This window comes from Dyadobacter sp. 22481, assembly GCF_052044875.1.
Classification (GTDB): Bacteria; Bacteroidota; Bacteroidia; order Cytophagales; family Spirosomataceae; genus Dyadobacter; species Dyadobacter endophyticus.
The window spans coordinates 1,164,231-1,181,531 of the sequence record NZ_JBQENV010000002.1 but is presented as its reverse complement, the minus strand read 5'-3'; the positions used below and the strand labels follow the sequence as shown (position 1 = coordinate 1,181,531).

At 48.6% G+C, this 17,301-nt stretch carries 16 protein-coding genes and 1 pseudogene; 6 read left to right on the top strand and 11 right to left on the bottom strand.

The genetic code is table 11. From position 1 onward, the window contains the following. Nucleotides 1–45 precede the first annotated feature (45 nt). A complete protein-coding gene (locus tag ACTJJJ_RS14905; protein WP_229222411.1) occupies nt 46–414 on the top strand; it encodes a BlaI/MecI/CopY family transcriptional regulator in 369 nt (122 codons plus the stop codon). Between the two features lie 32 nt (nt 415–446). After that, complete coding sequence (locus tag ACTJJJ_RS14900; RefSeq protein ID WP_440702204.1) at nt 447–2,213, top strand: M56 family metallopeptidase; 1,767 nt, start codon at nt 447–449, stop codon at nt 2,211–2,213. A 53-nt stretch (nt 2,214–2,266) separates the two neighbouring features. Here ACTJJJ_RS14900 and ACTJJJ_RS14895 read toward each other — a convergent pair whose 3' ends face one another. From ACTJJJ_RS14895 to ACTJJJ_RS14870, 6 genes are all read right to left on the bottom strand, one after another. Next, nucleotides 2,267–4,030 (bottom strand): phospho-sugar mutase, encoded by a 1,764-nt coding sequence (locus tag ACTJJJ_RS14895; protein WP_188933854.1) that lies wholly within the window; start codon nt 4,028–4,030, stop codon nt 2,267–2,269. 51 nt (nt 4,031–4,081) lie between these two features. Continuing rightward, complete coding sequence (locus tag ACTJJJ_RS14890) at nt 4,082–6,772, bottom strand: MGH1-like glycoside hydrolase domain-containing protein (protein WP_188933856.1); 2,691 nt, start codon at nt 6,770–6,772, stop codon at nt 4,082–4,084. 191 nt (nt 6,773–6,963) lie between these two features. After that, entirely contained in the window at nt 6,964–8,664 is a 1,701-nt protein-coding gene (locus ACTJJJ_RS14885) for a D-alanine--D-alanine ligase family protein (RefSeq protein ID WP_440702203.1), read from the bottom strand. A 162-nt stretch (nt 8,665–8,826) separates the two neighbouring features. After that, nucleotides 8,827–9,084, bottom strand: a complete 258-nt coding sequence (locus ACTJJJ_RS14880; protein ID WP_188933860.1) for a NifU family protein — start codon at nt 9,082–9,084, stop codon at nt 8,827–8,829. A gap of 68 nt (nt 9,085–9,152) precedes the next feature. Next, complete coding sequence (locus tag ACTJJJ_RS14875; protein WP_188933862.1) at nt 9,153–10,259, bottom strand: Mrp/NBP35 family ATP-binding protein; 1,107 nt, start codon at nt 10,257–10,259, stop codon at nt 9,153–9,155. Nucleotides 10,260–10,318: 59 nt separating this feature from the next. Then, nucleotides 10,319–11,320: a GSCFA domain-containing protein gene (locus tag ACTJJJ_RS14870; RefSeq protein WP_426293137.1), complete on the bottom strand. Its 1,002-nt coding sequence runs from the start codon at nt 11,318–11,320 to the stop codon at nt 10,319–10,321. 150 nt (nt 11,321–11,470) lie between these two features. Here ACTJJJ_RS14870 and ACTJJJ_RS14865 point away from each other — a divergent pair. From ACTJJJ_RS14865 to ACTJJJ_RS14850, 4 genes and pseudogenes are all read left to right on the top strand, one after another. Beyond that, nucleotides 11,471–11,916 (top strand): annotated as a pseudogene (locus ACTJJJ_RS14865) (DUF6934 family protein). Further along, complete coding sequence (locus tag ACTJJJ_RS14860) at nt 11,913–12,092, top strand: hypothetical protein (RefSeq protein ID WP_440702202.1); 180 nt, start codon at nt 11,913–11,915, stop codon at nt 12,090–12,092. The pseudogene ACTJJJ_RS14865 and the gene ACTJJJ_RS14860 overlap by 4 nt, the downstream one beginning before the upstream one ends. A gap of 1 nt (nt 12,093) precedes the next feature. Beyond that, nucleotides 12,094–12,954 (top strand): glycoside hydrolase family 16 protein, encoded by an 861-nt coding sequence (locus ACTJJJ_RS14855; protein WP_426293136.1) that lies wholly within the window; start codon nt 12,094–12,096, stop codon nt 12,952–12,954. A gap of 38 nt (nt 12,955–12,992) precedes the next feature. Then, a complete protein-coding gene (locus ACTJJJ_RS14850) occupies nt 12,993–14,810 on the top strand; it encodes a DNA polymerase III subunit gamma/tau (RefSeq protein ID WP_440702201.1) in 1,818 nt (605 codons plus the stop codon). Here the strand turns inward: ACTJJJ_RS14850 and coaE are convergent. The 5 genes from coaE to ACTJJJ_RS14825 form a co-directional block, all read right to left on the bottom strand. Beyond that, nucleotides 14,807–15,418 carry a dephospho-CoA kinase gene (gene coaE / locus ACTJJJ_RS14845; protein WP_440702200.1) on the bottom strand — a complete coding sequence of 204 codons (612 nt, stop codon included), beginning with the start codon at nt 15,416–15,418 and terminating at the stop codon, nt 14,807–14,809. The two genes, ACTJJJ_RS14850 and coaE, sit on opposite strands and share 4 nt — an antisense overlap. Nucleotides 15,419–15,435: 17 nt before the next feature. Further along, the gene (locus ACTJJJ_RS14840; protein ID WP_188933874.1) at nt 15,436–16,053 is read right to left on the bottom strand and encodes a hypothetical protein; all 618 of its coding nucleotides are present in this window, start codon (nt 16,051–16,053) and stop codon (nt 15,436–15,438) included. A gap of 131 nt (nt 16,054–16,184) precedes the next feature. Beyond that, a complete protein-coding gene (gene yajC / locus ACTJJJ_RS14835) occupies nt 16,185–16,484 on the bottom strand; it encodes a preprotein translocase subunit YajC (protein ID WP_188933876.1) in 300 nt (99 codons plus the stop codon). A gap of 24 nt (nt 16,485–16,508) precedes the next feature. After that, nucleotides 16,509–16,967: a DUF1573 domain-containing protein gene (locus tag ACTJJJ_RS14830; protein ID WP_229222413.1), complete on the bottom strand. Its 459-nt coding sequence runs from the start codon at nt 16,965–16,967 to the stop codon at nt 16,509–16,511. Between the two features lie 5 nt (nt 16,968–16,972). Further along, the gene (locus tag ACTJJJ_RS14825) at nt 16,973–17,278 is read right to left on the bottom strand and encodes a YtxH domain-containing protein (RefSeq protein WP_188933880.1); all 306 of its coding nucleotides are present in this window, start codon (nt 17,276–17,278) and stop codon (nt 16,973–16,975) included. Between the last annotated feature and the right edge of the window lie 23 nt (nt 17,279–17,301).

The window sequence follows — 17,301 nt, the reverse complement described above, 5'->3', positions numbered from 1 at the left end:
GAAAAATAGTTTGTTAACTATAAAAATAGTTTTAATATTTGCGACATGGAACTGGAAAAACTCACCAACAAGGAAGAAGAAGTAATGCAGGTTTTATGGAAGCGGGGCGCCGCATTTGTGAAGGACATGCTTCCGCTCTTCACCGGACCAACGCTACATTACAACACTCTTTCGACCATTATCCGGAATTTGGAAGAAAAGGGTTATGTGTCGCACCGGCAGTTTGGGAATACATATGAATATTTTCCGGTCGTGAAGCAGGAGGACTACCAGAATCAGTTTGTACTGAGCAAGGTCGTTGGCGGGTATTTCAACGACTCTTACAAAGACCTCGTCGCTTATTTCGCCAAGCAGGAAAAAGTGACGCCGGACGATTTGCGAGCGATCATCCGGATGATCGAAGAAGGAGAATAAGTATTGATGTACCACATTAATCCGCCGACTTTATGCTGATCCCTTACCTTATGAAAGTGAGCCTCGTGCTGGCTGTGCTGACACTGGCCTACCGCTGGCTGATCCAGTTTGAAACATTCTCGAAACTAAACCGTGTACTGCTCTGGCTCAATGTAGCTGCTGCGTGGACATTACCATTGATAAGCCTGCCCAGCTGGGGGCCGGTGGAAGTACAAACGGGCTTTCACCACAGCATTCCGAAAGTGGTGGGAAAGCTGCCGATGCTCAGCGAGCCGATCGCAACCATTCAATCACGGCCTTTCACAACTCCGGCGGAAGCCGCGATACCCGAAATGACAGCAATCGACTGGATCAGCACCATTTACCTCGCGGGCATGCTCGCGATGGCGGCCTATTTCCTTTTCCAGATCGGTCGTGTGTTTTTTGTAGTAGCCAAAGGCCGCAATGAAGAACATCAGGACGGTACTGCCATTGTGCATGTGGCGGGCGCTTCGCCCTACTCTTTCTTCAAATGGATCATTCTGGATTTATCGAAGCATTCCGGCAATGAACTACATAATATCATCGCGCACGAGGCTGAGCACGCGCGGCAATGGCATAGCGCCGATTTGCTGCTGGCGGAAATCCAGAAAATAGGTCTGTGGTTCAACCCGTTTGCGTGGGTCCATCAAAAATTGGTGCAGGAAAACCTCGAATACCTCGCCGACCGTGCTGTGCTGGATAGCGGTTTTGAGAAAAAGCAATATCAGTACAATCTACTGAATACGGTCCTGCGAACCCGCGAGCTGCCTTTGATCAATTCGTTTGCCCAGTCGCTCCTTAAAAAACGCATTCAAATGATGAACCGGAAGCCTTCGCATTACCTGGTTTGGGTAAAATATGTAGTGGTGCTTGCATTGGTGTACATTTCATCGGCATTCGTGGCGCCTTATCGCGAGCAGATCGTTGAGCTGACGCCAGCGAAAATCCGGCCATTTGTTCAGCCCCTGATAGGCGAAGTGATGATAACGGTTCCCGCAAAAGACTTAACCGAAAATCAACAGAAGAAGAAACCAAATCGGGAAACAGAACCTATAAAGAAGCAAACAGTTTTAACAGGCGATACCATTCAGACGGTATTAGTCTCCCAACCGAAGGTGAAAGGAATATTGGTGGTTAATCAAACCTTATATTGGGCTATTACGCCACTCACGACCTGGGAAGAGATCAATGAAATTAAAGATGCGGTGCAGAAATTCGGTCAGGATTTTCAGATCAATAAAATACAATTCGATCCTTTGCAACAATATATTACGGCCATATCGGTCCGTGTCAAAACAAAAAGCGGCGGTGGTGGTACGGGAGAAGAGCACGGCAGCACCGAATTTGAGCCCATGAAAGGTTACTCGGGGTACATTACCGGGCAAGGGCATGGAATGGGCCAGATCCCGCCCGACCCGCTCCATAAGGAAATGGAGCAGGATTACGAGAAAGCGCTTGCCATTGCCAGGAAAAATGAAGTTGCCTATTTCGAATACAAGCTCGGCCAGAGCCTGGGAACGCATACCGCCACGACATTCACCCACAAACTCCTGGCCGGGCCAGACGCTGAACAGTTTTATAACAAGACCGGTCTTGGCAAATCAAAGAATAATACCCTGCGAGTCTCGGAATACCACAAAAACGCTACTCTTTTTCTGAATACGAACCCATCCACCTTTACCGAACTGAATGATGTCCCGTTTTCAAAAATCGAACGGGTGAGCCTACTGGAAGATAATGCGAGGCGAAAATACATTGTTGTGTATGCCACATTATAACAGAAGGCGGCCCGAATGAGCCGCCTTCGCATTTATTTCCCTATCAATAGTTCTTATTTCAAATTCAGCTCCTCGCCGATCGCTTTCACCTTCTCTTTCAAAGAAGCATAAACGCTGTCGAAGTCTTCATTCTTTTCCAGCGCAGCGCGTACGCCTACGTAGAACTTGATCTTCGGCTCGGTACCGGATGGGCGACAGGTGAATTTCGTACCGTCTTCCGTGAAGAATTGCAGCACATTCGACGATTCGATACCCATTTCGCCTGATGGGATAGAAGCCGTATTGCCCGACTTGAAATCGGTCGTGGTCAATGCTTTGTAGTCGTCCATTCGCACAACAGGCGATCCTGCGATGGTCTTCGGCGGATTAGCGCGGAAATCGGCCATCATTTGCTGGATCTCGTCCGCGCCTGATTTTCCTTTTTTGGTCAATGAGATCAGCCCTTCGTAATAGAAACCAAACTGCTTGTAGATTTCCATCAGCATATCGAAAAGGCTCAGGCCCTTATCCTTCGCATAGGCCGTCAGCTCGGCGATCATCGCGCAGGAGGCAATTGCATCCTTGTCGCGCACCGCGTCGCCGATCAGGTAACCATAACTTTCTTCGCCGCCGCCGATGAACTGTTCCTTGCCTTCTTTCTCGCGGATAACCTGCGCGATATATTTGAAGCCGGTGAGCGTGTTGTAGCATTTCACGTCGTAAGCCGCCGCCATTTTATCAATCAGGTCGGTGGTAACGATGGTCTTGCACACGAACTGGGTTCCGGTAAGTTTGCCTGCGTCTTTCCATGCATTCAGGAGATAGTAAATGAGTACGCTGGCCGTCTGGTTTCCGTTCAGCAGCTGAATTTCGCCATGGTGATTTTTCACCGCGATACCCACGCGGTCCGAATCGGGATCGGTACCCATTACCAGGTCCGCATCGATCTGTTTCGCCTTTTCGACGGCCTTGGACATTGCTTCGCTTTCCTCGGGGTTAGGATAAACCACCGTCGGAAACTGGCCATTACCTTTCGGCTCCGCTTGCTCTTCGATGATCGTTACCGCTTCAAAACCCATTTTAGCCAGCAATTGCGGCACGAGCGTCACGCCGGTGCCGTGCAACGGCGTATACACGATTTTAAGCCCTTTCTGACGCTCCAATGCACCTTTTGAGATCGAAAGCGACAGAATGTGATTGATATATTTGTCGTCGACTTCCGTTCCGATCTTCGTGATTTTCGAGCTATCGCCGTCAAATTTCACCTCGTCGATCGACTGGATCGCATTTACTTCATTGATAATATTAGTATCGTGCGGCGCCACTACCTGAGAGCCGTCGTCCCAGTAGGCTTTGTAGCCGTTATATTCTTTCGGGTTGTGCGAAGCCGTTACTACCACCCCGCTTTTACAACCCAGCAAACGGATCGCAAATGAAAGCTCAGGCGTTGGACGCAAGCCTTCGAAAAGGTAGACGGAAATACCATTGGCAGAGAAAATATCCGCGATGATCTTCGCGAACTCGTCCGATTTGATACGGCTATCGTAAGCTACCGCTACGCTTTTTGCTTCGTTCGGGAATGCTTTGTTAAGGTAATTCGCCAATCCCTGCGTGGCCGTACCTACCGTGTAGCGGTTCATACGGTTGGAACCGATGCCTATCAGCCCTCTCAACCCGCCTGTTCCGAATTCGAGGTCTTTATAAAATGCATCCGTCAGTTCAGTATCGTTGCCTTCATCGATCAGTTGTTGAATGGATTGTTTTGTATCGATATCGTAATCACCGTTGAGCCAGCTGCTCACCTTGGTCATCACATTCGGTTCCAATTTTGCAGTCATAATTAAGTTAAATAGAATTTATTAAGAGAATTTAAAATGTTCACATTGCACCTATTTACTGATCTCCACTTCCTCTTTCTCGATCTCTGAAAAAGATTCCTTCGCGGTTTTATGGATCAGCTCTGCTACCAGGCCTGTCCAACCCGTCTGGTGACTTGCGCCACAGCCCCGGCCGTTATCTCCATGGAAATATTCGTAAAAAAGAACGTGGTCGTTGAAGTTAGGGTCTTTCTGCATTTTCTCATCCTGACCGTACACTGCACGTCTGCCTTCCGAATCCTTTTTGAAAATATCGATCAGGCGACAGGCAATGGCTAATGCAGCCTCCTTGATCGTCGTAAGGTTACCGGAATTGGTCGGGTACTCGATCATGAAATCCTCGCCGTAATAGCTGTGAAATTTCATTAATGAGTCAAATATGAGATAGTTGAGCGGAAACCAGATCGGCCCGCGCCAGTTGGAGTTACCACCCATAATATCGGTAAGCGCTTCCGCCGGCGTGTAATCCACCTGCAAAACCTCGCCGTTGATATAAAACTTGTAAGGATTCTCTTCGTGGTATTTGGACAATGCCCGCACGCCATAATCCGACAGGAACTCGCTCTCGTCGAGCATCCGTTTCATGATCATCTTCATCCGGTGCCCGCGCAGGATCGACAGCAGCCTGTTTTCCCCTTTCCCCGATTCAAACCAGCGGGAAATCAGCCGCGCAAGGTCGGGGCGATTTGCCAGTACCCATTCGACACGCCGTTTGAAGACAGGTAATTTGTCCAGAATCTGGGGATCAAGGATCTCCACTGCAAAAAGCGGTATTAACCCTACAATCGAGCGAACCTTCAGGAGGATACTCTGGCCGTTGGGAATGTGAATCACATCATAGTAAAACTGATCTTCTTCATCCCAAAGGCTGATCGATGAGCTCTTGCCTCCGATCGACTCCATGGCGCCCGCAATGTGCAGAAAGTGTTCGAAGAATTTAGACGCCATATCCTGGTAAACCCCGTGTACAAGCGCCACTTCGACCGAAATACGAAGCATATTGAGCGTGTACATCGCCATCCAGCCCGTCGCATCCGCCTGTTGCAGCTTCCCGCCGAAAGGCATAGGTGTCGAGCGGTCGAATACCCCGATGTTATCCAGGCCGAGGAAGCCGCCACTGAAAATATTATTGCCGGTGTCATCCTTCTGGTTGACCCACCAGGTAAAGTTCAGGAGCAGTTTGTGGAATATCTTTTCCAAAAATTCAATGTCGCCAACTCCGTTGTTCTGCTCCCGGTCGATCTCATAGACTTTCCAGGTCGCCCAACCATGTACCGGCGGATTTACGTCGGAGAAGTTCCACTCGTATGCGGGTATCTGCCCGTTGGGGTGCATGTAATACTCGCGCAGGAGGATTTCGAGCTGCCTTTTGGCAAAACCGGCGTCTACCCTCGCCAGCGGCACACAATGAAAAGCCAGGTCCCAGGCTGCAAACCAGGGGTACTCCCATTTATCGGGCATCGAAATGATATTGGCGGCGTAAAGATGTTTCCAGCCTGAGTTTCGCCCCCATTTCCGGCCCTGGTTAGGCCCTGGTTGAGCAGGATCACCTTTCAGCCATTCATACACATTATAATAATAGAACTGCTTACTCCAGAGCATTCCGGCATACGATTGCCGCTGGATCGAGCGCAGGTCGCTGTCGGCCACGTCGCGCTGCAGGTCGTCATAAAACTCGTCGGCCTCGCGGATCCTTTTATTGAAAAAGTCTTCAAAACCGCCAAAGGGCTCCGAGATGGAATGGTTCACAAAACGCATGCGAAAAGTAGCGCTCTCGCCCCCCTTGATCGTTTTGGTAAAACGCGCAGCAGCTTTTGTACCGATATTGTTCGGATTGACCGTATTCGTTTTCTGGCCGCTTACAATATAGTCGTTGATCCCGTCCTTCGGATAGGCCGTATTGTTGGCCGTGCCGTAGAGCTTTTTGAAATTCGTCTCATTCTCGCAGAACAGCAGTTCATCCGCGCCGTCGAGGTACAGGTTATATTTCCCGTGCTTCCGGTGGGTTACTTCGATCAACCGGTTGGAGATACCGTTCATGATCGGCTTGTAATTGAAAGCCTCGTAGCCCCATGACCAGGTGTTCCGGAACATGATTTGCGGCAGGACGGTAATGGGTGCCTCATTCGCACCGCGGTTGAAAACCGTCACTTTCATCAGGATATCCTGCTCGTCGGCTTTCGCGTGCTCGATGAAAATATCGAAATACTCGTCGTTGTCGAACACGCCGGTGTCCATGATCTCGTACTCCGGGTCCTGCTTGCCGCGGCGTCCGTTCTCCTGGCGCAGCTTTTCATAGGGAAACGGCTGCTGCGGATATTTATAGAGCATTTTGGTATACGAATGTGTAGGGGTACTATCGAGGTAATAATACATTTCCTTCACATCTTCCCCGTGATTCGACTCCCGGTTGGTAAGACCAAATATCCGTTCTTTCAATATTTTGTCTTTATGGTTCCAGAACCCGAACGAAAGACATATATGTTGCTTGTTATCAGAAAAACCACCGATTCCGTCTTCGCCCCAGCGATATGCTTTCGAAAGGGCCATTTCATGGGTAATATAGTTCCAGGCATCGCCATTTCCACTATAATCCTCCCGTACCGTACCCCATTGGCGCTCCGACAGGTAAGGTCCCCACTTCTTCCATCCCTTATTATCTTTCTGAAGACTTAACCTAACTTTTTCAGCTCCTTGTGCCATTAATCCGTCAATTTTTCGAAAGGAATGAATTTCAATAATTACCCAATTTAGAAAACCGGTTTTCAAAAACACCAGAAACCGGAAGAAAATTGAAAAAATTTAACAATCCGGCAATTGGCAATCAGCGGCTACAAAAGAGTGCATAAACCACTCATAATGAGCCATAATAAGTAACCCGAGAATACTTCCAATTATAGTACCGGATTGTCTATTAAGACAACGTCGTAAGAAACTTCTCCTGCGAAAAAGCGGGTAAGGGCTGTTGCCTTTTGCGAGGTTTCTACCAGCAAAGGATGACGCTCCGCATGCAGCAGCTCCTCCACATCCGAAACATATTCCTTGAACATCAATGGATTGGGAAGCTTATAGAAACGGCCGTCGGCGGATTTGAGCACCGGCACCGGGGTCACCTTTCCTCCTGCATTCAGGAGGCCGTAACGGCGCCTCGCTTCTACATATGCCTCGTCGGTAGCGTCAAAAACAATGTTTTCTACCGGTTTCACGGTTGCGATGCCCGCAGCAATCTGACGATCGAGTGTTTCGAGCAATGCGCGAAGTGCCCACGTCTGCTTACCCGAGCGTATGCGCTCGCGAAGCGACTGCCGCACCAGATAGGTCAATGCCTGCGTCACGTTCAGACCTATTTCCGCCATTTGCTTGAAAATGAAAGAGGTTGGCGACATTCCTGGAATCGTATTCGGGTCGTGGAGCAGGATCGTGCCGTCTTCGGTCAGGAAGCCGTCAATCCGCACGCAGGCATTAATGCCCAGTTGCTGGAACGTCGCGGCGATCATTTGCTGGATTTCCTGGTTCTTTTCCAGCGTGGTATCCACGGGAATGCGCTTGCGGCTGGCGCCAGGCTTATATTTTGCATTAAAATCAAAAACCTTCACCATTTTGATCACCTCGCTAGGTGGCAATGCAAGCGGCGAACCGTCGTCGAACTGAATACAGCCGCAAGAAAACTCCTGCCCATTCACAAACTCTTCGACGAGTACCTGGTCTTCGGCATTGGAACTGCTCAGCAGTACCTGGCTATTTCCTTCTGAAAAGTATATTTCCAGCTCGCTGATCAATGTGGTAGGGTGATAGATCGTTTTTCCGTCCAACACAACCGGGAAACCAATACCTTCGTCCAGATTGGCAATTTTCTGCCCCCAGGCCAGTTTTTCGGCCTGGTCAAATTCCTTCCAGGTATCGGCATTCAGCTCGATCTGGAAAAAGCACTGGTTAACGGCGGATACGAATTCTTCCAGCGAATCGTCCTTCACAATAGCAACGCCGATGGAGGAGCCCTGATGCGGCGCTTTGATCACCAACGGCAGCCCCAGATGCTTTTTCAAAACCTGGAAAAGCAATGGGTAATCTTTGGGCACCCACTGGCTGTATTTGAGCGTCCAGCTTTTTTTTTCCTGCCCGTTTACAAGGGCGATCATCTCATTTTGCAGTATTTTATCAATTCCAACAGCAGAACCCATCAAACCAGGACCGCTATATGGGATTTTATACCATTCAAGCAAACCCTGAATCGCCCCGTCCTCGCAATCAGGACCGTGCATGGCCAGAAATACGAAGTCGAAATATTCTTTGAACTCAGAAGGGGCTATTAGCTTTCCGGTGTCGGCAGGCACGTCGGCCACGGCCAGTTCGGGAAAGGATTCGATGTAAGTTTTGAAGCTATCCTTTTGAATGCCAGGAGCGGGGTAAAAATCGCGGATTTCGGTCGAATACATGAGCTCGTTTTGCAGCAGGATAAACCTTCCGAAGCTATCAACAAAAACCGGTACCGGCTCAAAAAGTGACTTATCGAGGTATTCAAATGCTGTTTTACCGCCCGCAAATGATATCTCCCGTTCGCGGGAAGGGCCTCCAAAAAAAATTCCGATACGCATATTTGACATTCCTGATTAATGCATTCAATGATGCCCGCAATATAAGCGACTAATCGGGAGGAATCAATTTATGGTTAGTTACCGCGGAGATTAAAAACGCAAAAAGCAGCTGCCCGTACAGGAAACTGCTTTTAACCAATATCTGATATGCGTTTTCCGCTACTATGCCAGTTCAGGCACGTTCGAGGAAACAACCTTATTAATGTAGGGCACCGCTTTGCGGATCGATTCTTCGAGACCGGCGCGGAAAGTCATTGCGCTCATCGGGCAGCTCTGGCAAGAACCTTGTAGTTCCAGCTTCACAACCAGGTCGTCCGTCAGCTCCACCAATTTCACATCGCCTCCGTCTGCATGCAAATAAGGACGCACCGTTTCGAGCGCCTGCTCGATCAATTCTATGGTTTTTTCTTTTGAATCCATTTTAAAAAAGTCTGTCTGCTAAGATGCAAGATTATATCCAAAAAATCAAATCATTCAGTTACTAACTACTAAACCTGTATTTCCACGGGTTTGGTTCGCTCACGCGAAGCATTGCGGATCGCCACCTGCTGCGCCAATGCCTCCGCCGCATTCAAAAATGCCTCATTGACGATCGGATTGGTATCCATTACCGCCGGCCGGCCGTCGTCGCCCGCCTCGCGAATGCCTTGTACCAACGGGATCTGGCCCAGTAATGGCACTCCGAATTTATCTGCCAGCAATTGTCCGCCACCTTTTCCAAAGATATGGTATTGGTGATCGGGCAACTCTTCCGGGGTGAACCAGGCCATATTTTCGATTACGCCCAAAATCGGCACATTGATCTGCGGCTGTTTGAACATCGATAAGCCTTTGATAGCATCGGCCAGAGCCACTTTCTGCGGTGTCGTTACCACCACTGCACCCGTTACCGGTACAGTTTGCACGAGCGTCAGGTGAATGTCGCTGGTACCGGGAGGCAAATCGATCAGCAGGTAATCCAGATCGCCCCAGTCGGTATCGCCAAAAAACTGGCGCAGCGCCTGGCTGGCCATCGGTCCTCTCCACACTACCGCGCTATCGGGAGGGGTCAGAAACCCGATCGACATCATTTTAATACCATATTGCCGGATCGGATTGATAAAATTCTTGCCATCCTTCGGAGTGATCGTCGGCTGCATATCCTCCGCACCGAACATCACCGGGATAGAAGGCCCGGAAATATCCGCATCGATAATACCTACTTTCGCACCCGAGCGATGCAATGCCATGGCAAGGTTGGCGGTAACTGTCGATTTCCCTACTCCACCCTTTCCGGAAGAAATCGCAATCACGTTCTTCACGCCGGGAATCAAGGGGCCTGTGTGACGGGTTGTCGTTACGTTTGCAGTGAGCTTGATAATCACCTCCACATCCGGGCTCAGATGCTCATGGATCGCATTCTCGCAATTCTTCTTGATCAGTTCTTTAAGAGGGCAAGCGGGGGTTGTAAGCACTACCGTAAACCGTACCTGGTTTACGCCGATTTCTATATCCTGGATCATACCGAGCGTAACCAGATCCTTTTTAAGATCAGGCTCCTCCACAGTACTCAATGCCTGCAATACTTTTTCTTTATTGATTGTAAATTCTCCCATTATTATGGTTGGTACTTTGACTTGATATTATGCAACACGAAATGACACCAATGAGTTTGTCACATTCCCGGAAATTCTCCGATTCTCCGCTCCACCTCTTCCATTTCCGAAGACACGTCCACGCTTCTTGAAATCGCATTAAGCTTGCTCCACAAAGATTTCAGCATTTTGAGATGCCCGGACGTAAAGCCATGTAATGGACGGTGTGCAAGGCTATCCCGCACCGACGCCCATTCCTTCATGAATTTCAATGCATCCGGTTCCATATATGTTTGGGCAAATGCATTAAATATGTATTCTTCCGCAACCGCACTGGGGTGGATCAGATCTTCCTTATAGAACCGATAATCCCGCAGTTCGTCGACCATGATCTCGTACGACGGAAAGTAGTCTACGTGCTTGTATTTCTCAGAAAGCCGGTGTGCTACGAGCCGCAAGGTCGATTTACTCACCTGATTAAGCGGGAGCGTATCGCGGGTGTGACGCACTGGGCTAACCGTAAGCATGATGCGCAACTTCCGGTTATAGGGTATCAGTTTTTGTATTAATTGCTCAAATGCGATCGTGATCTGATCGAAATGCAGGAGCTCTTTGATGAAACGGTCACTGGGTACTTTATGACAATTGCCAACGATCAGGTTTGTCTTCCGGTGCCGGTATGCATAGGCGGTTCCCAATGTGATTACCAGTAAATCCGTCTCGCTCAGAAATTCTCGGATTTCGTCCAATTTATCCGAAAGCAGGGCATCCAGCGCGCCTTGCCCATGGGCCCATTGCGACGAATGGAAATCGTGGTGCAGCCAGATTTGGTCGGGATTTTGCAGGAACAATGCAGGATTAGGCCTTTTCTCCTCTACCGCGCTATCCAGAATCTTGCAAATAGTTAGCGGGTTGAACACCGTACCCATCGGGTTATTGAGCACATCGAACTTGAAATCACCAAGCTGATTGCCTAGCACCTCAGCAAAACAGGAGCCGATGGTCAGTATTTTAGTGTGGTGATCAATCTTCCAATCGGGGACTTCCTGGGCAACTTCCGTACTCAACTTTATTTCCTTCATTACATTAAAACGACAAGCGGGCTACAAAATTAAGCATGAAAACCACAGGATTTCACTAAATACTGGGGTTTAGCAATTTATAATTTGGGTTAAAAGGAATTTTTATATGTTTGAGAGAGAATATCAGGCACACTATAAGTCGTTAAATGTATGAATGAAAAGGGCTACCCGTTTGAAATCGGCGTTGATGGGTTAATTTATAAGTTTGAGAGTGTTAGTGCGAATAAAAAGATTGTTAAAACTGTCTCATTCGAAAGGCTCGGCAAAGGCAGTATTTTCAATCTCGCGTTACTCGATCCGTTAGAAAATGGTGAATTGAGCGATCAGGTGGAAAGCAGGAATGGCGATCTCCAAGTAGTGTTAACCACTGTTTTCCAAATCGTGTGTGACTTTCTGACCAAATCTCCCGATGCGATTGTTGGTTTTCGAGGGAGTGATGCCCGTCGCACAGATTGTACCGCATTGCCATTTCAAGGGAAGTGAAAAACTTATCTGGGCAATATGAGCTATTCGGCATTACAGCTAACGGGGCTGTGGTTTTCTTTGAACCGAATGTAGATTACAACCACTATCTTATCAAAAAAATACAGCTATGAACAAGAAATCAGATTTCACATTGACTCCTGAGCAGCAAAAAGTAGTTGACAAAAAAGTAAGGGATCTTGCAGAAGCCGCCAAAAACATCGACTTCAACAACCTGCCAAAACGAGAAAATCATCCCGAGGCTTCCAAGCCGGTAAGCGGTTCGAACCCTGCGAAAAAAAAAGTATAACATGCGGGCAACTATCACTTCTTTCAATCGACTTACAGCAGCAATTTGTATCAACGCACTGTCTACTGCGGTCGGCTGCGCCCAGCCATCAACAAATCCCAAAGCTGACAAACCACATTACGCCTTCGCCCCCACCCCATCCTGGCAGGACGAGTTCAACTACACCGGCAAACCCGATCCCGCCAAATGGAGCTATGACCTGGGCGATCATGGCTGGGGTAATAATGAGCTGGAAAATTATACCGACAAAATCGAGAATGCCAAAGTAGAGCATGGCAATCTGGTGATCACTGCTATTAAGGAACCGTCGGGCAAGCAGCAATATAGCTCCACACGGCTGGTTTCGAAGGGTAAGGGAGATTTTACGTATGGCAAATTCGAAATCCGGGCCAAACTGCCAAAAGGACGCGGAACGTGGCCGGCTATCTGGATGTTGGCGAGCGGGAACGAATACGGCAACAAAGGCTGGCCGGATAATGGCGAAATCGATATTATGGAACATGTAGGGTTCGATCAGGACCGGTTGCATGGCAATATCCATACGAAGGCATTCAACCACGCTATCAAGACGAACAAGGGAAACAATGTGGTCGTGAAAGGACTCTCGGAGGATTTTCATGTGTATACGTGCGAATGGACGCCCGAGGCGGTCACAATCCTGGTGGATGGAAATGCCTATTTTACGTTCAAAAAGGAGGCTGCCTACCAATGGCCCGAATGGCCCTTCGACAAGCCTTTTCATTTAATTTTAAATATCGCCGTCGGTGGCAACTGGGGTGGGCAAAAGGGCGTGGATGACAGCATTTTCCCGCAAAAAATGGAGGTCGATTACGTGCGTGTTTACCCGCTCGTGACGAAGTAACGGCTTTGAAAATCCAGTGCGCGGAAGTATCTTGCACCATGGATCATTTCGTTGTTTCGGCCAGGAAGTATCGTCCCGTCACCTTTGATTCGGTAGTGGGGCAGTCACACATCACTACCACTTTAAAGAATGCCATTCGTACCAATCACCTCGCGCAAGCTTTCCTTTTCTGCGGCCCCCGCGGTGTAGGTAAAACGACTTGTGCGCGTATTTTGGCCAAAACCATCAACTGCCAGAACCTGGGCGACGATGCGGAGGCTTGCGGCGAATGCGAGTCTTGCGTGAGCTTCCAGAACAACGCTTCTTTCAACATCCACGAGCTCGACGCGGCTTCCAACAACTCGGTGGAGGACATCCGCAACCTGATCGACCAGGTCCGTTATCCGCCCCAGACAGGGAAGTACAAGATCTACATCATCGACGAGGTGCACATGCTTTCGCAGGCTGCATTCAATGCGTTTCTGAAAACATTGGAAGAGCCGCCTTCCTATGCTATTTTCATCCTTGCAACGACAGAAAAGCACAAAATCCTCCCGACGATCCTATCGCGCTGCCAGATTTTCGACTTCAACCGCATTCAGTCGAAGGATATTGCCCACCACCTGGCAGATATTGCCCAAAAGGAAGGCATTCATGCAGAGCACGAAGCCCTCGAACTGATAGGCCAGAAAGCCGACGGGGGTTTGCGGGATGCACTTTCGATGTTCGATTTGAATGTAACGTTTTCCACCAATAACCACCTCACCTACGCGGCGGTGCTGGAAAACCTTCATATTCTCGATTACGACTATTATTTCAAAATCACCGATGCGCTTACTGCGGGCAGTATTGCTCGGTCGCTGGTGCTGTTCGATGAAATATTAAGGAAAGGATTCGATGGACACCTGTTTGTGATTGGTCTTCTGGAACACTTCCGTAACCTGCTTGTCTGTAAAGACCCCTCAACAGTTACGTTGTTACAGGTTTCGGAGTCAGCCGAGCGGAAATACCTGGAACAATCATTAATGGCGGATCTCAGTTTCCTGCTTTCGGCGCTGAGCATTACCGGGCAATGCGATATCAATTATAAATCGGCGAAAAACCAGCGATTGCATGTGGAGATTTGTCTCATGAAACTCGCCAATTTGCCCCAGGTTCTTCAACTTCACTCTCTTGCCGCCGTTGATGAAACGGCAAAAAAAAAAGTTGAGCCCCAACAATCCCTGAATCATACTGCGACTCCGCCAATGGCAACAGCGCCGCAACCTGCCGCGCCTGCGAATGGCCAATCGAACGGAAATGCCTACGCGAACGGGCCTGCACAACCTGCGACCGCGTCACAGCAAGCAAATCCCCAGCAGTCAGCAGCACCGCAGCAAGCTGCGCCTTCGCGACTAAAAAGTACCGTTTCCCTTACTCAATCGCTGACGCCTCCTGTACAGCAACCTGCCAAGCAAAGCAATGCCGAACCTTCGGCTGATTATGCCACCGTTCCAAATGGTGCAAAAAGAGAAGAATTGACGTTAGCAAACCTGCAACGTTTCTGGTACGAATTTTCTCAAAAACGCCTCCAAGCAGGGAATTCAACAACGGAGCAAATCACATTGAACCGCGAAATTCAACTGAATGGTACCACCATCGAAATTGCGTTGGATAATGATCATCAGCAAGATGCGGTAATGAATATGCGATATGAGTTGCTGGGCTTTCTGAAATCACGGCTCGATGCGCCCAAACTCGACATTAATCCCCGTGTAGCGCCGCAGGAAGTAAACAGGCTGCCTTACACACCTGCCGAGAAATTTAATTTTATGGCAGAAAAAAACCCCTACCTGCTCGAACTAAAACAAGCGTTGGGGTTGGATGTGGATTTTTAATGTCTGGAAGATCTCGCCTTCAGGAAAGTATCATGCAAATGCAGTACTTGTGGTATCAGCTCCGAAGCATCGTCGTTATTCACAATGTAATCAGCTATTTCGCGCCTCGATTCATCCGAAACCTGCCGTTCGATAATTGCCCTGATTTCCTGCTCCGTGCGGTTGTCACGCTGCAATATCCTTTGAACGCGTAATTCGACGGGTGCTTCCACCACAACGACATAATCCACCGCATTCGCCTGGCCCGCTTTGGTCATAATAGCTGCCTCCTTCACCACATAGGGTGCGCCTGTACGTTGCCCGGCCCACTCTTTCGTATCACGAAGCACGACAGGATGGATAATCGCATTCAACGCTTTCAGTAAAGGCTCATTTTTGAAAACACTGGAAGCGACAAACCGGGTATTGTACAGCCCTTCACGATCATAAGCCTCATTTCCAAGCAATGCAACCACCTTTTCACGAATTTCCGGGTCATTATTCGTCAGCCATTTTGCACGGCTGTCGGCGTAGTAAACGGGGATATCCAGGCACTCAAACAACTTGCAAACCATGCTCTTACCGGAACCTATGCCTCCGGTGACGCCTATCAGAAGTGGAAGTTCCATGGTGTTTCGGTTAAAAGCTATTGCTGCGGTGGCGCACTGAGGAACTGTGCAACTTCGAAGCTCACATACACGTCGCGGTGGCTCACTTCGACAAGCGGGGAAACGGGCAATGGTATAGGCAGGCTTTCGTCGTAATTGTTCTGGATTTTCGGCGTTGGCACCCGGACTTTAATCGTATCCGGATAGGATTTGATCTGCGATACCGGCCCGTCTACCGAAATAAGCGATGGCGATACATTGATAAAACTCGAAATCACGTATCCTTCGCGAATATCGATTCCCGTGCTGTCGACACGAATAGGAATGATTTTCCGGATTTTGGGTTCGAAACTAAGTTCAAAAGTGTCGGCTACGACGTAGTTGACGTGCAGGTTAGGGAACATTTCAGTAATCTGTTCCGTAAGCGTGGTAGAATTGATAAAACTGGCCACAGTCGGATTTTGCACGCGGTATACCACGGGGTTGGCATTGAAATTCAGCCACGACTTTTGAAGCAATGTCCAGCCGTCCCCCGTTACATTCACCGAAATCCTTTTGGGAAGTGGCTGCATCGGCACATAAGCAGAATTATCGTATTCGATCGACAATGGATAATTCAGTTTGAGAGAATAATTGTCCTTATTGAGGACATTCATTAACCAAAAAAAGGATGCCGCAAGCAAGCATCCTATAAATGTTTTGATCCTATTTTGGTTGGGTGGGACTTGACTCACAACAATTTTGAAAATGCATGCATTGGCGCCAATGCATGCCGTTCATGATTAGTTTACCCGGCGATGGTACGCGAAATGGCAGATTTCTCGACCGTCAGCTTGACGCCTTTATCCAGCTCAAGCGTAACCGTAGATTCTTCTACCGTGTAGATCCTGGCGTGGATTCCGCCGATTGTCACTACCTGATCGCCCTTTTTCAGGTTAGTAAGCAATTCTTTTTGTTCTTTTTGTTTTTTCTGCTGCGGACGGATCATAAAGAAGTAAAATACCCCGATGATACCAACCCACATTACGACCTGGTAAATCATACCTTGTGAGCCGCCGGCTGCTTGTGCTAAAATAGAAAAATTCATTGTAGTAGATGGGTTGTATAAATGTTACTTCTTCGCAGTTACTGAATCTGCTGCTACCGGCTGAGGAGCTGCATTTACAATACCTTTAAGCCTTATTTCTATATTTGCCGGTTCTGTATTGGCATAAACCGTGATGGTTTTAACCTGGGGCCCGGCCTTATGCTTGCTATCGAAACGAACCTTAATGCTCGAAGTTTGCTTGGGTTCGATCGGATCTTTGGGCCATTCGGGCGTCGTACACCCGCACGAAGAACTGATATTATTGAGGATCAGCGGGTATTCGCCATCATTGCGGAATTTAAATTCGTGCTCCACAATGGCGCCTTCCTGGATCGTCCCGAAGTTATATTCCGTGCTATCGATCAAAGTAAAAACAGGCAGTTTTGAATTTGCCTGTTTTTCTTCGCCTGTCTTTTCATTTTTTGAGCAACCGGAAAAAGCAACCGCAAATCCCAGAATCGCGAAAAGGGCTATTTTTTTCATAAAGGTCATTCGCTGGCCTGGCCCTTGATCTGTGCCATCAGGCGGTCTACATCTTCGAGAAGCTTTTCCGCCTTTTCACGGGCGTCATTCACGACGCGCTCTCCCTCCGTTCGGGAGAAATTATCGGGCTGGTCTTTTTTATCTACCAGATCCTGAATGACTTCTTGCAGTTTTTCCCGGTATTTCGACAGTCTGTATGTGAGTTGTGTCCTCAGAACCTCTCCTTTGTCGGGAGCGTAAAGGATACCCAAAGCTGCGCCGGTGACACAGCCTGTCAGGAATGCGATTAAACTATTACTGGTTTTACTCATGATTTCTGCTGTTTTTTTTGCTG

Coding starts and splice junctions, on each gene's coding strand:
- yajC (WP_188933876.1), bottom strand. CDS start 16,484: ATGAATTTTTCTATTTTAGCACAAGCAGCCGGCGGCTCACAAGGTATG.
- ACTJJJ_RS14875 (WP_188933862.1), bottom strand. CDS start 10,259: ATGGGAGAATTTACAATCAATAAAGAAAAAGTATTGCAGGCATTGAGT.
- ACTJJJ_RS14885 (WP_440702203.1), bottom strand. CDS start 8,664: ATGCGTATCGGAATTTTTTTTGGAGGCCCTTCCCGCGAACGGGAGATA.
- ACTJJJ_RS14850 (WP_440702201.1), top strand. CDS start 12,993: ATGGATCATTTCGTTGTTTCGGCCAGGAAGTATCGTCCCGTCACCTTT.
- ACTJJJ_RS14905 (WP_229222411.1), top strand. CDS start 46: ATGGAACTGGAAAAACTCACCAACAAGGAAGAAGAAGTAATGCAGGTT.
- ACTJJJ_RS14830 (WP_229222413.1), bottom strand. CDS start 16,967: ATGAAAAAAATAGCCCTTTTCGCGATTCTGGGATTTGCGGTTGCTTTT.
- ACTJJJ_RS14895 (WP_188933854.1), bottom strand. CDS start 4,030: ATGACTGCAAAATTGGAACCGAATGTGATGACCAAGGTGAGCAGCTGG.
- ACTJJJ_RS14900 (WP_440702204.1), top strand. CDS start 447: ATGCTGATCCCTTACCTTATGAAAGTGAGCCTCGTGCTGGCTGTGCTG.
- ACTJJJ_RS14825 (WP_188933880.1), bottom strand. CDS start 17,278: ATGAGTAAAACCAGTAATAGTTTAATCGCATTCCTGACAGGCTGTGTC.
- ACTJJJ_RS14860 (WP_440702202.1), top strand. CDS start 11,913: ATGAACAAGAAATCAGATTTCACATTGACTCCTGAGCAGCAAAAAGTA.
- coaE (WP_440702200.1), bottom strand. CDS start 15,418: ATGGAACTTCCACTTCTGATAGGCGTCACCGGAGGCATAGGTTCCGGT.
- ACTJJJ_RS14890 (WP_188933856.1), bottom strand. CDS start 6,772: ATGGCACAAGGAGCTGAAAAAGTTAGGTTAAGTCTTCAGAAAGATAAT.
- ACTJJJ_RS14870 (WP_426293137.1), bottom strand. CDS start 11,320: ATGAAGGAAATAAAGTTGAGTACGGAAGTTGCCCAGGAAGTCCCCGAT.
- ACTJJJ_RS14880 (WP_188933860.1), bottom strand. CDS start 9,084: ATGGATTCAAAAGAAAAAACCATAGAATTGATCGAGCAGGCGCTCGAA.
- ACTJJJ_RS14855 (WP_426293136.1), top strand. CDS start 12,094: ATGCGGGCAACTATCACTTCTTTCAATCGACTTACAGCAGCAATTTGT.
- ACTJJJ_RS14840 (WP_188933874.1), bottom strand. CDS start 16,053: ATGAATGTCCTCAATAAGGACAATTATTCTCTCAAACTGAATTATCCA.